Annotated in this window: 12 protein-coding genes and 1 pseudogene; 6 read left to right on the top strand and 7 right to left on the bottom strand. The window is 71.5% G+C overall.

Annotation, left to right across the window (positions count from 1 at the left end):
• Positions 1–184: pseudogene (locus tag D466_RS0113780) on the bottom strand (chemotaxis protein CheZ); the annotation flags it as partial.
• Positions 181–579, bottom strand: coding sequence for a response regulator (locus tag D466_RS0113775; RefSeq protein ID WP_026285216.1), 399 nt, complete (start codon positions 577–579; stop codon positions 181–183). The pseudogene D466_RS0113780 and the gene D466_RS0113775, both read right to left, overlap by 4 nt.
• Before the next feature lie 371 nt (positions 580–950).
• Here D466_RS0113775 and D466_RS0113770 point away from each other — a divergent pair, with 371 nt between their 5' ends.
• Together D466_RS0113770 and fliL are read left to right on the top strand one after the other, a co-directional pair.
• Entirely contained in the window at positions 951–2690 is a 1740-nt protein-coding gene (locus D466_RS0113770; protein WP_196803484.1) for a diguanylate cyclase, read from the top strand.
• Positions 2691–2769: 79 nt separating this feature from the next.
• Positions 2770–3300 (top strand): flagellar basal body-associated protein FliL, encoded by a 531-nt coding sequence (fliL, locus tag D466_RS0113765; protein WP_018914293.1) that lies wholly within the window; start codon positions 2770–2772, stop codon positions 3298–3300.
• Between the two features lie 18 nt (positions 3301–3318).
• Here the strand turns inward: fliL and D466_RS0113760 are convergent, their stop codons facing one another.
• The 3 genes from D466_RS0113760 to D466_RS24050 form a co-directional block, all read right to left on the bottom strand.
• Positions 3319–3576 carry a DUF2249 domain-containing protein gene (locus tag D466_RS0113760; protein WP_018914292.1) on the bottom strand — a complete coding sequence of 86 codons (258 nt, stop codon included), beginning with the start codon at positions 3574–3576 and terminating at the stop codon, positions 3319–3321.
• A 116-nt stretch (positions 3577–3692) separates the two neighbouring features.
• Positions 3693–4148, bottom strand: coding sequence for an Rrf2 family transcriptional regulator (locus tag D466_RS0113755; protein ID WP_018914291.1), 456 nt, complete (start codon positions 4146–4148; stop codon positions 3693–3695).
• Positions 4149–4154: 6 nt separating this feature from the next.
• A complete protein-coding gene (locus tag D466_RS24050; RefSeq protein ID WP_018914290.1) occupies positions 4155–4295 on the bottom strand; it encodes a hypothetical protein in 141 nt (46 codons plus the stop codon).
• Positions 4296–4411: 116 nt separating this feature from the next.
• Here D466_RS24050 and D466_RS0113745 point away from each other — a divergent pair, with 116 nt between their 5' ends.
• Genes D466_RS0113745 through D466_RS0113730 form a run of 4 tightly spaced genes read left to right on the top strand, consistent with a single transcriptional unit; the run spans position 4412 to position 9835 of the window.
• Positions 4412–4807 (top strand): BlaI/MecI/CopY family transcriptional regulator, encoded by a 396-nt coding sequence (locus D466_RS0113745; RefSeq protein WP_018914289.1) that lies wholly within the window; start codon positions 4412–4414, stop codon positions 4805–4807.
• On the top strand, positions 4797–5693 hold the full coding sequence (locus tag D466_RS24485; RefSeq protein ID WP_018914288.1) for a hypothetical protein: 897 nt from the start codon (positions 4797–4799) through the stop codon (positions 5691–5693). The genes D466_RS0113745 and D466_RS24485 overlap by 11 nt, the downstream gene beginning before the upstream one ends.
• Complete coding sequence (locus tag D466_RS0113735) at positions 5681–6754, top strand: efflux RND transporter periplasmic adaptor subunit (protein WP_018914287.1); 1074 nt, start codon at positions 5681–5683, stop codon at positions 6752–6754. Before D466_RS24485 ends, D466_RS0113735 begins: the two co-directional genes overlap by 13 nt.
• A 6-nt stretch (positions 6755–6760) precedes the next feature.
• Positions 6761–9835: an efflux RND transporter permease subunit gene (locus D466_RS0113730; protein ID WP_018914286.1), complete on the top strand. Its 3075-nt coding sequence runs from the start codon at positions 6761–6763 to the stop codon at positions 9833–9835.
• 66 nt (positions 9836–9901) lie between these two features.
• Here the strand turns inward: D466_RS0113730 and D466_RS0113725 are convergent, their stop codons facing one another.
• On the bottom strand, positions 9902–11224 hold the full coding sequence (locus D466_RS0113725; RefSeq protein WP_018914285.1) for an MFS transporter: 1323 nt from the start codon (positions 11222–11224) through the stop codon (positions 9902–9904).
• Positions 11225–11297: 73 nt separating this feature from the next.
• Positions 11298–11915: an MBL fold metallo-hydrolase gene (locus D466_RS21840; protein WP_051083761.1), complete on the bottom strand. Its 618-nt coding sequence runs from the start codon at positions 11913–11915 to the stop codon at positions 11298–11300.
• Positions 11916–12039: the final 124 nt, after the last annotated feature.

The raw sequence follows: 12039 nt of genomic DNA, 5'->3' as shown, positions 1-12039 counted from the left end.
CCTCCAGGGTCAGCATGGCCTGCTGCTCGCTCAGGTGCAGCACCTCCTGCAGCGGGTGGCTGGCCCCGGGCAGGTCGCTGGAGGCGTGCAGGATGCGCTGCACGCCCTGGGTGAGCAGCGCGTCGGCCTCGCGCAGGTTGTGCAGCGCCTGGCCCGAGGCCTGCGCGTCCGGTGGGCTGCTCATGGCCGCCCCCCGCCCTGCAGCCGGTGCAGGATGCCGTCGATCTTGGCCTTGAGCGCGTCGGCCGGGAAGGGCTTGACGATGTAGCCGTTGACCCCCGCCTGCGCGGCCGCCAGGATGTTCTCCTTCTTCGCCTCGGCCGTGACCATCAGCACCGGCAGGCCGCGGATGCCGGGGTCCTCGCTGGCGCGGATCTCGCGCAGCAGGTCGATGCCCTGCATGTTGGGCATGTTCCAGTCGGTCACCACGAACTCGATGCCTCCGGCCTGGATGCGCTTGAGGGCCTGCACCCCGTCCTCGGCCTCGTCGATCGTGCCCGTCACGTGCCCGGTCTGCATGAGCAGGCCGCGCACGATGCGCCGCATGGTCGGGAAATCATCAACAACCAGGAATTTCAATCCCGCACCTTGTGGTTGTGTACGCTGTCATCGCGTTTCTTAACGACACCGCAGCGTGAATCTGAAGCCCCGCCGCGTCCCCTTGTGTCACGCCATCGTCCCGCCGTCCATCCGCGCCGCTGCCGGCAGCCCACCTCGCGTGGCGCACGCGGGCGCGGCCGTGGGCGGCCGAAATCGCGCATTGTACGTACCACCGGGCGGGGCAGGGCGCAAGATCCGGCGGCCGCGGCGGGGTGCCTCGCGACGAACTCGCCGAATCCAGCGCCCACGGCGCCGCCAACCTGAAATAATGGCGTGGCGCGCCGCTGCAGGCGCATGTCCTCTTGCTTTTCCTGAACTCCGACCCGCTCGCGCCCAATCTCGGCCTGCCGATGCCCCCGCCGCCGACGTCCGCACCTTCTCCCGCCTCCATCGCCCGTGCCGCGCTGCGCCGGCTGGCCGAGCAGGGCATCGAACCCACGCCCGAGCAATACCGGCGCGCCTACATGGCGGTGTCCCCGCCGGGCAGCCTGCCGCCGGGCGCCGGCGAACTCCTGAAGCGCCTGGAGCGATCCTCGCTGGGGCTGCAGGAATGGGCGCCGCAGTTGCGCGCCGCCGTGTCCCAGGGCGACTGGGAGCAGGTGGTGCGCATGCTGTGGGGGCAGCTGGAGACCCCCTTCGACCCCAACCAGGCCAGCGGGCTCGGCGCCGCGGTAGCCCGTTTCGTGCGCGAATGGGAGCGCTCGCAGGCCGGCTTGTCGCGGGTGCAGAAGCTGCAGGCCCTGCAGGGCCTGGAGGCGACCGACGACGCGCTGCAGGCGCTGCAGCTGCTGCGCACCACCACCGAGCGCTGGACCGCGCTGCGCGAGCGCCCGGCGCCCCCGCCGCCCAGCGAGGCGCCGGCTCCCGCGGCCGGACATGCGGGGGCCTGGAAGCGCCTTTGGCTGGATGCCGTGCGCATGGCCGAGCAGGCCTACGTGGAGCAGCCGGCGATCCAGGTGCAGGCGCGTGCGCTGCTCGAGGACGCCGCGGAGCTGCAGGACGCCGCCACGGGCCTGACCGCGCAGGCGCAAAGACTCTGGGACGCCTGCGAGCACTGGCACGCAGACGCCGCCGCCTCGCGCACGCGCATGCTGGAAGCGGTGCGCATGCTGCTGGACAACGTGGCCGAACTGTTCGCTCCCCAGCACTGGATCCAGGGGCAGGTGGCGGCCTTGCACGGGGTGCTGCACGAACCCCTGGACCCGCGCCGCCTGGAGCAGGCGGTGCACGGCCTGAAGGACCTGCTGCTGCGCCAGGGCGTGATGCAAAAGGCCACCGACGACGCGCGCTCGCTGGCGCGCGAGCTCATCGACATGGTGGTGCGCAGCCTGGGCACCTACGTGGAAAGCAGCGAACGCTACGGCGAGCGCCTGCGCGCGGGCATGCACGATCTCGAGGAATCGGGCGAGGCGCAGCGCGCCAAGTCGGTGGTGCAGGGCATCCTCGCGCAAAGCCAGCAGATGCTGGAGGACACGCGCCAGCTGCGGGTGTCCTTCGCCGAGGCGCAGGAACAGCTGCAGCAGGCCCGCAGCCGGGCGCGCACGCTGGAGGCCGAACTGGAGCAGCTCAGCGATCTGATCCAGCAGGATCCGCTGACCGGCGCGCTCAACCGCCGCGGACTGGAGGTGGCCTTCCGGCGCGAAGCCGCGCGCGCCTCGCGCAGCGGCGAGGCCCTGAGCCTGTCCATGGTGGATCTGGATTTCTTCAAGCGCATCAACGACAAGTACGGCCACGACACGGGCGACGCCGTGTTGCGCGAGCTGGTGCAGGTGCTGCGGGCCGAACTGCGCCCGACCGACGTGATCGCCCGCATCGGCGGCGAGGAATTCCTGCTGCTGCTGCCCGGCGAGGACGAGCAGGGCGCCGCTGCCGCGGTGCAGCGCGCGCAAAGCAGCTTCAATGCGCGGCGCTTCGCGCACCCGCAGCAACCGGCCGGCATCCGCGCGCATTTCAGTGCCGGCGTGGGGCGCTGGGAGCCCGGCGAGGCGCTGGAGGCCACCTACGCGCGCGTGGACAAGGCCCTGCTGCAGGCCAAGACATCCGGGCGCGACCGCGTCGAACTCGCGCTTCCCCCGCAAACGCAGCCTTGACGCGCCCGCCGCGTCTGGGCGACATTGCCTCGATTTCCTGACCGATTCCGTTTCCTGATCCCGATTTCCCCCGCACACCATGGCTACCAAGGCAAAAGAGAAAGACAAGGACGAAGCGCCGGCGAAAAAGTCCGGCAAGGGCAAACTCATCGTGATCATCGTGGTCGTGCTGGTGCTGCTGCTGGGCGCCGGCGGCGGGGCCGCGTGGTGGTTCCTGATCCACGAGAAAGCGGCCAAGAACCCCGCCAAGCCCGTCGCGGCGGCGCCCAAGCCAGCCCATTTCATCAGCCTGCAGCCCTTCGTGACCAATGTGCAGAGCACCGACGGACAGGTGCACTACGTGCAGGTGACCATCGACCTCAAGGCCCAGGACCCGAAGGTGGACGAGCAGGTCACGGCGCTGATGCCGGAGATCCGCAGCGCCATCCTGAACATCCTCGCCGCCCAGCAGGCCGCGACCGTGACCCAGGACGCCACGCGCGACAAGCTGCGCGCGGGCGTGCTTGCCAAGGTGAACCAGATCCTGCTCAGCGCCGAGCCGGCGACCCCGGGCAAGCCGGCGACGCCGCCGATCAGCGGTGTGTACTTCTCCGGCTTCGTGATGCAGTGAGGCCGGCTCGCGCCGGGTTCAGCGCTTGACGAAGTCGATCACCACGCCCTCGGCATCGCGCTGGCGGTAGGCCACTTCGACGCTCTCGCCGAAATGGGCCTGCATCTGCTGCAGCAGCGGCAAGGGATCGTGGTCGTTGACGAAACGCATGGTCTCGCCCGGATGCAGCGCGTCGAGGGCGCCGAAGATGGCGGCGTGGCGGAAGCGCTTGGCGATGCCCCGCGCGTCGAAGGGATAGATGGCGTCGGGACGCAGGTGCAGGTGCGGGGTGCTCATGGGATGGCCTCGATGGCAGGGGTGGATGCCGGGCCGCAAGCCCGGCTATAAGATCGACAGTTAATGCATCTTAAAGCGCGCGACGGCGATGTCAAGATGCCGACCCGGTGCGCGCCTCAGGCCCGAGGGGCTCGCCTGCGCGCCGGCGGCGCCACCGCCACTTCCTGCCCCGGCGCGGGGGGCAGCAGGTCGGCCAGGGTGAAACCGTCCAGGTGCCCCAGGAAGCTTCCCAAAGCGCCGTTGATCACACCGGTCAGGCGGCAGCCTCGGGTGAGCTTGCAGTGGTCGTCCACCCCCATGCACTCGACCAGGTAGAAGTCGGGCTCGACGTCGCGCACCACCGCCCCCACGTTGATGTCCGCGGGAGCGCGCGCCAGGCGGATGCCGCCGCCCTTGCCGCGCATCGTCTCGAGCCAGCCGCGCTGGCCGAGCACCTGGGTGATCTTCATCAGGTGGGTCTCGGAGATCGCGTGGGCCGTGGCCACCTCGGCGATGGTGCACAGGCGCTCCGGGCGCTGCGCCACGTACATCAGCATACGCAGCGCATAGTCGGTCATCGTGGTCAGTCGCATGGGGGCTCAGCATATCGAAGGTCGGGCCAGCTGAGCGTACAGCAGGGTCAGGCGCTGGGGCCGTTCGGCCGCGTTGCGCACGATGGCGAAGCGGTGGCGCCCGAAGGCGTGGGGCAGGTAGTCCTGGGCTTGCTGGTCGATGGTCACGCAGAAAGGGCGCAGGCCGCGGCCGCGCGCGGCGAGGAAGGCCTGACCAGGTACTTGCCCTCGCGCACGGCCGGCCGGAGTTGCAACCGGTACGACCGATGTCGTAAGCTGAGGCCGTGCCGAACTTCCGCCTTCCCGCCGACAGCCTCGAGTACGCGGTGCTGCGAACCCTCTGGGAGCTGCGTCGTGCGTCGGTGCGTGAACTGCACGAACGCGCCGGCGAGCCCGAAGGCCTGGTCTACACCACCACCGCCAAGGTCGTGGATCGCCTGCGCGACAAGGGCCTGGTCGAGCGCAACCGCGAGGGCGGCGGCTTTGTCTATACGCCGCTGATCGAGCGCAACGTCGTCGAGCGGGCCAGGGCGCGGCAGCTGATGAGCCGGTTCCTGGGGCCGGGCCCGCGCCCGGCGGTGGCCGCGCTGGTCGATGCGATCGACGAGATCGACCCGGCCTTGCTCGATGCACTCGAAAGCGCCATCCAGGCCAGGAAGGAGAGGGACCATGGGGCGTGAAACCCTTCTGACCCTGCTGATCCTGCTGTTCGGCGGGCTCGTGCTGCAACCGCTGGCGCTGCTTCCCTGGCGCGCGCCGCTGGATGCATCGCCCTCCGTGGCCGAACGCGCCGCGTGGCGCCGGCTGTGGATGCCGGTGCTCCCGGTGCTGCTCGTAGGCGTATGGCTGTGCGGCTGGGCCTTGCGCGAGCCCGATCCGGTGAGGACCCGCTTCGATCACGGCATGATCATCGGTGCCAGCCTGCCCTTCGCCGCCCTGGCACTGCGTGCCGCGTTGCGCGCGCTGTGGGTGCTGGTGCGCCAACCGCTGGAACTGCCCATCTGCACCGTCGGCTTCCTGCGCCCCCGCGTGGTGTTCGACCCCTATCTCGCCCGCACGCTGGACGAGGGAGTCATCCACGCCGCGCTGGAACACGAGCGCGCGCATGCACGGCATCGGGACCCCTTGCGCCTGTGGCTGGCGCAACTGGCCGTCGACCTGCAATGGCCCTGGCCCTGGGCGCATCGGCGCTTGCGCTCCTGGCTGGAACTGCTGGAGCAGGCCCGCGATGACGAGGCCCTGCGCCATGGAGCCTCGGGTACCGATCTGGCCGCGGCGGTGGTCGCCGCGGCTCGCCACGCGCGCCGCGCTCCGCCACCCCCTGGTCGCGCATGGCTGCCCGGCGGCCAGGCCGCGCTGCTGGGCGACGCGAACTCGCTGTCGCGGCGCGTCGAGCGCCTGCTCGCGGCGCGGCCCCAGGAGCGCGGGGCCGGCGAGAGCGCGCCCTCGCGGGCGCCCGCCGCGCTGGCGCTGCTGCTCTTGCTGTCGTGCGCGGTGCTCGCCCTGGGCGTGGCCTACGGCAACGACGTTCTCCACCCCTTCCTGCTGTGGACATGGAAGGCCTGAGCCCGAGGCGCCGGGCGCGGGGCCTCGGCGCGGCAGCGGCGCTGTGCGCCGCGCTCGCGCTGCCGGGTATCGCGGCGCGCGCCGGCACGCCCGCCCCGGGCTGGGTCACGGTGCATGCGCAGACGGTTCCGGAAAGCCTGCGCGCTTACGGCCAGGTGGAGCCGATCGCCACCGTGCGCGTACGCACGGCCGAGGCCGGCACGCTGAGCGGCCTGCGCATCGTGCCGGGCAGCAAGGTGCAGGCAGGCGAAACCCTGGCGCGCATGGCGGGGCCCCGCATGCGCGCGCTGCTGGTCGCCCGGGAGCAGCAACTGCGAGCCGCCCAGGCGCGCGCATCGGCGGCCGGCAAGGCCCTGGCCCTCGAAGTTCGCCAGGTCGGTGCCCAGCTTTCCACCCGGCAGGCGCTCGATGCCGTGCGGGCCGAACTGACGTCGGCGCAGGCCGCGGCGCGCACCGCGGCCGCCGCGCTGCAGGCGGCGCGCAGCCTGCGAAACGTGCGCGCGCCAGTGGCCGCGACCGTGCTCGCAGTGCAGGCCGCGAATGGGGAGCAGCTTGGCGCCGGACAGGCCATCGCCACGCTGCAGCCCGCCGGCGGGCTGTGGCTTCGCGCGCAGGTCTACGGCGCGGGTGCCGCGCGCCTGCACGTGGGCATGACGGGACGTTTCACGCCTTCCGGGCAGGGGACGCCCGCGGCCGTCAGGATCGCCGCGATCTCTCCCGCGTTGGCCAGCGATGGCGGCACGCGCATCGGCCTGGTGCCCGCCGGCCCGAATCCGCCGCCCGGATGGATCAACGGTCAGTGGGGATCCGTGCTGCTCCAGGGCCCGGCGCGGCGCATGGTGCTGGTGCCCACGCAGGCCTTGATCCTCGACCGCGGACACTGGTGGGTGCTGGTGCATACGCCCACGGGCGAGCAGCCGCGCCAGGTGGTGCCGGGGCCGGCGCATGGCTGGTGGACCGCGATCTCCTCCGGCCTGTCCGCGGGGCAGCACGTGGTGGTGACCGACGCCTTCCTCGACTACCACCGCGGCATCGCCGCCCATTACACGCCGCCGGATTGACCCGCGATGGCCTCCGACGTTTCTGTACCGCGCCTGTTGCGGCGCAAGGTGCTGTGGCTTCTGGTGCTGGGCGTGGTGCTGGTCTGGGCCATCGATGCCTTCGTGCACACGCCCGTGGAGGTGCTGCCGAGCTTCGACTTCCCGCAGATCAGCGTCACCGCGCACCTTCCCGGCACCACCGCCACCGAGCTCGAGCACCTGGTGGTGCAGCCGCTGGAGGGGCAGATCCTGAGCCTGCCCGGCCTGCGCAGCGTGCGCTCGGTGATGGGCAACGGCACGGTCGAGATCGACGTGCGCTTCGGCCAGGGCAGCAGCGCCCAGGCGGATCTGCTGGCCGTGGGCAGCGCCATCGACCGCGCCCGCGCGCGCCTGCCGTCGCAGGCGCATCCGCTGGCCCAGATCATGGGCAACGCCATCAACGAGGTGGCCGACTACACGGCGCGGATCCCGACCGGTATCGCGCCGGCCCGGGTGCAGCGCCTGGTGCAGTCCGGGATCGCGCCGGCCTTGCGCGCGATCCCCGGCGTGCAGTTCGTGCACGTGTACGGCGCCGGCGACGAGGCGCTGTGGATCCAGCCCGATCTGGGCGCGATGCGCCGTTACGACGTCGGCGTAGACGCCATCGAGCAGGCTGTGAAGGCGCAGGTGCTGCTCGCGCCTGCCGGCTACCTGACGCTGGGGCACAACGACGTGCTCATCGAGGCGCGCAAGCTGCCGGTGCACATCGGGCAGCTCGAGGCGATTCCGGTGGCCACGCCGCGCGGCCCGATCCCGCTGCGCGCGCTGGCGCGGGTCGAACGCGCGGCCATGCCCACGCACAACGCGGTGAGCCTGGACGGCCGGCCCAGCGTGGCCGTGACCGTGATCAAGCAGCCGGGAGCTTCGACACGTGTGGTCACGCGCGCCGTGCAGGCCGCGCTGGAGCAAAGCCTGCACGAACTGCCGCCGGAGGTGCGCTGGGTGCGCACCTACGACCAGGGGCATCTGGTGGGCATCGTCGGCACCGATCTCGGGCGCAACCTGCTGATCGGCGCCCTGCTGGCGGTGGCCCTGCTGTTCTGGGTGCTGGGGGCAGGGTGGGGGGTGTTCGTGCTGGCCTTGAGCATTCCGCTGTCGCTGGCCATCGCCATTGCCGCGTTGCACGCCTTCGGGCAGAGCCTGAACCTGATGACCTTCGGCGCGTTGACGGTGGCGGTCGGGCTGCTCGCCGACGACGCCATCATCGTGCTCGAGAGCATCCACCATCGCTGGGAGGCGGGTGACGCGCACTGGCAGGGCGTGTGGGCCGGGCTGCGCGGCATCGTCGTGCCCGACATCACCGGCACGCTGACCAACGTGGCCATCTACGTGCCCCTGCTGTTCGTCGGGGGCATCGTGGGGCTGTTTTTCATCCCCTTCTCGCTGGCGATGATCCTGGCGCTGCTGGCGTCGCTGCTCGTGTCGCTGACCCTGATTCCCCTGGGGCTGGGCTTTCTCGGCGCGCGCGCGGGCGGCAGGGCCGGCGGCGGCCGGCGCCTGATGCAATGGCTGCAGCGCGCCAACGGGCATCTGTTCGACTGGGTCGCCCGCGCCCCCCGCACCAGCCTGGCGCTGACCTTCGCCGTGTTGCTGCTCAGCCTGCTCGGGCTGGTGCTGGTGCCGATCAACTTCCTGCCGCTGCCCAACGAAGGCGCACTGCTGGAATCCTTCACGCTGCCGCCCGGGGCCTCGCTGCTCGACACCCGCGCGGCGGTGCGCCACATCTCGCAACGCCTGCTGCTCGACCCCGCGGTGGCGCATGTCTACGCGCGCATCGGCTCGTCGGCGTCGACCACCTACACCGAGCCGGCCTACGCCGGTGAGATCCAGGTGGCGCTCAAGCCCGGGGTGAGCGTCAACGCGCTGGACGCCATCGGGCAGCGCATTCAGCGCGAGTCCGCCCTGCCGGGGGTGCAACTGGCGGTGGACACGCCCACCATCGAGCGCCTGGGCGAGAGCCTGTCGGGCCTGCCGCAGCCCTTCGTGATCCACGTGTTCGGCCAGCAGGTGCCCGAGCTGCGCGCCATCGCCGAGCGGATCACGGCACGCCTGCGCCGGGTTCCGGCCCTGGCCGACGTGTTCGACAACGACGCCTACCCGGTCACGCAGCTGAGCATCGAGCCCAGCACCGCGGCGCTGGCGGCGCACGGGCTGACGCCGGGTTCTCTGTACGCGCAGCTCGACGCGCTGATCGGCGGCAAGGTGATCAGCCGCGTGCCCGACGGCAACGTGCCGCTGGCGCTGTACCTGCGCCTGGCCGACGCCCCGCAGCGCTCGGTTCGCCAACTGGCGTCGCTGCCGATTCGCACCGGCGAGGGCGCCTGGACCCCGCTGGGCGAGCTGGCGCGCCTGCAGCTCGTGCCGACGCCCAACCAGATCCGCCACATCGAGGGTGCGCGCGCACTGGACATCCTGGCCACGCCCACGGGGCCGCTGGGCAGCACCGAGGCCCAGGCGCGCCGGGCGCTGCGCGGCCTTGCGCTTGCGCCCGGCTACCGCATCGCCTTCGGCGGACTCGCCGCCGAGCTCGAGCAGGCCGCGCTCGGCCTGCTGTTGGCGACCCTGGCGGCCTTCGCCATCATGGTGGGCATCCTGCTGCTGCAGTTCGAAGGGCTGCTGATTCCCGGCATCCTGCTGCTGGAGATCCCGCTGGCGCTGACCGGCGGCACGGTGGCGCTGGTGCTCAGCGGCGTGGGGCTCAACGCCACCGGCATGATCGGCTTTCTCACCCTGGTGGGCATCGGCCTGCGCCACTCCATCGTGCTGCTCGACCGCGCGCGCGCCAACGAGAACGCCGGCATGCCGCTGGAGCAGGCCGTGCGCGAGGCCATCCAGGTGCGCTTCAGGCCCATCGTGCTGACCGCGGCCGCCGCGATGCTGGGCATGCTGCCGACCGCGCTGGGCCTGGGCCAGGGCGCCGCGCCCGAGCAGGGCCTGGCGGTGGTGATCCTCGGCGGCCTGCTGTGGAGCGCGTTGCGCTCGACCAACCTGATCCCGGCGCTGTACCTGCACTGGCGGCGCAAGCAGCTGGCGCGTCAGGCATCGGCGGCAGGGGCGGCGTGAGAAATCCCGCGTGGCAGGTGGGGAAAATGGGGTCAATGGGCACGCGCGGCGCGGACCTGCGCGGGCTCAGCTCCCCGGAGGATGGCCCGGATGGGTTTCCTGCGCACGCAGCAGCACCCACAGGCCGGAGGCCAGCAGCCATGCCGCGCTGACCCAGAAGGCCGGCTCGACGGCGCCGCGCGCCTGGGCGACCAGCCCGAGCACCAGCGCGCCGATGGCGTAGCCGGTGTCGCGCCAGTAGCGGTAGGTGCCCAGCGCCGAGCTGCGCCAGCTCGGGTGGGCGATGTCGGCCACCGAGGCGATCAGGTTCGGGTAGAGCAGGGCCATGCCCACCCCCATGACCACGGCGCTGGCCAGCCAGGCGGCGAAGCCGCGCACCAGCACCGCGCAGGCCACGCCGGCGGCGAGCAGCCACAGCCCGGCCACCACCGGGCGCTTGCGCCCGATGCGGTCCGACAGCGGACCGGTCCACAGCTGCGAGGCGCCCCAGCTCAGCCCATACACCCCGGTGACCCAGCCGACCTGCACCAGGCCCAGCCCGTGGCCGTGCAGGTACAGCGGGAACAGCACCCACAGCAGGGTGTCGGCGACCTTGTTGGCGACGCCGGCCTGGCACAACGCCGAGAAGGTGGGGTGCCCGAAGGACACGTAGGCGAACACCTGGCGCGAAGTGGGGTGCTCGGCCAGGCCGTCGGCGAAGCGCGGTCGCAGGCCCGTGTGCATGCCGCTGGCATGGCGATGGCGCTCGGCTCGCGCCCAGGGCAGGGTCTCGCGCACGAAGGCCACCGCGGTCAGCAACGCGACGGCGATCACCACGCTGGCGAAGCCCAGCAAGGCCTCGCGCGGCCCAAGCAGCTGGGCCAGCCACGCGGTGGCCAGGCCCGCCAGGCCCACCGCGGCGTAGCCGGCGAATTCGTTGATGCCGGTGGCCAGCCCCCGCTGCTCGGCGCGCGTGATGTCCACCTTGCTGGTGACGGTCATGCTCCACGCGAAGCCCTGGTTGATGCCCAGGAACAGGTTGGCGGCGACGATCCACCACCACGACTGTGCGAAAAAGATCAGCAGCGGGATGGGCAGGGCGGCGAGCCAGCCCAGCACCAGCACGGCCTTGCGCCCGATGCGCTCGGACAGGCGCCCGGCGACGAAGTTCAGCGCCCCCTTGACCAGCCCGAAGGAGATGACGAAGGACAGCAGGTACAGGAAGGAGGTCTTGGGCACGCCGAAATCGCGCGCCGCGACCACCGGCAGCACGGTGCGCTCCATGCCGATGAGCAGCCCGACGAAAAATACCTGCACCGCCTGCCATACGAACTGCGGCAGGTTGACGCGGATGCCTTGGGGGTACGCGTCGTGCGGCGCTTCTTCGGAGCGGCCGTGCGAAGCGCTCATGGATGTGCCCCCGGGCGCTTCGCGCCGCCCCCCGGGGGGGGGAGCGCTTCTTCGGAGCGGCCGTGCGAAGCGCTCATGCCGCCACGTTGGCGGCGACGATCCGCTGCATGTCGGCCGGGCGCGGCGGGATCTCGGCGCACAGCTGCTCGATGAAGGCTTCGCGCGCCAGCCCGAGCAGCGGGTTGAAGCGTTTCTCGAAGGCCAGGGTCGACGCCGGCTTGCCGGACAGCCCGGCGCCGCAGGCGCTGCCCGCCTGATGGCCAGGGTAGATCTCCAGCTCGGCGGGAAGGTTCAGCAGCCGCTCGTGCAGCGAGTCGTACAGGCTGCCCGCCATCTCGCGCTCGCGCCCGGCCAGGTCCGGGCGGCCGACGGCGCCGACGAACAGCGTGTCGCCGGTGAGCACGAACCATGGCGCGTCGCCGCGCCGCTTGTCGGTGACCAGCAGGCACATGCTGTCGGGCGTGTGGCCGGGAGTGTGCAGCACGCGCACGCTCACGTTGCCCACTCCGATCACTTGCTGGTCGCGCAGGGCCTCGAAGTCGAACTGCACGAACTCGCGTGCCGCCTCGTGCAGGCAGTAGGGCGCATCCACCCGGCGCGCCAGGGCGCGGCCGCCGCTGAGGTGGTCGGCGTGAGCTGTTCGACAAAAATTGGCTGCTTCCGCTGAATAGCCGCTTACAGGCAATGCCATCCATAAACAATGGAATTGTTGTCGTCCACGGTCGACAACAATTCGCTTCGAGTTGAGGGGCGCGACAAAATTTCACTCCACATGCCTACGCGTGCGAAATGTCCAGGTACCCGTCGCGGTGGAT

It is taken from the genome of Thiomonas sp. FB-6 (assembly GCF_000377645.1).
Classification (GTDB): domain Bacteria; phylum Pseudomonadota; class Gammaproteobacteria; order Burkholderiales; family Burkholderiaceae_C; genus Thiomonas_A.
Note: the sequence above shows the minus strand (reverse complement) of the source record. Positions and strands in the feature narration are given on the sequence as shown.

Excerpts from the sequence above, each read along its gene's own strand:
- D466_RS0113730 (WP_018914286.1), top strand. The coding sequence starts at position 6,761 with ATGGCCTCCGACGTTTCTGTACCGCGCCTGTTGCGGCGCAAGGTGCTG.
- D466_RS24485 (WP_018914288.1), top strand. The coding sequence starts at position 4,797 with ATGGGGCGTGAAACCCTTCTGACCCTGCTGATCCTGCTGTTCGGCGGG.
- D466_RS0113770 (WP_196803484.1), top strand. The coding sequence starts at position 951 with ATGCCCCCGCCGCCGACGTCCGCACCTTCTCCCGCCTCCATCGCCCGT.
- fliL (WP_018914293.1), top strand. The coding sequence starts at position 2,770 with ATGGCTACCAAGGCAAAAGAGAAAGACAAGGACGAAGCGCCGGCGAAA.
- D466_RS21840 (WP_051083761.1), bottom strand. The coding sequence starts at position 11,915 with ATGGCATTGCCTGTAAGCGGCTATTCAGCGGAAGCAGCCAATTTTTGT.
- D466_RS0113735 (WP_018914287.1), top strand. The coding sequence starts at position 5,681 with ATGGAAGGCCTGAGCCCGAGGCGCCGGGCGCGGGGCCTCGGCGCGGCA.
- D466_RS0113760 (WP_018914292.1), bottom strand. The coding sequence starts at position 3,576 with ATGAGCACCCCGCACCTGCACCTGCGTCCCGACGCCATCTATCCCTTC.
- D466_RS0113755 (WP_018914291.1), bottom strand. The coding sequence starts at position 4,148 with ATGCGACTGACCACGATGACCGACTATGCGCTGCGTATGCTGATGTAC.
- D466_RS0113725 (WP_018914285.1), bottom strand. The coding sequence starts at position 11,224 with ATGAGCGCTTCGCACGGCCGCTCCGAAGAAGCGCCGCACGACGCGTAC.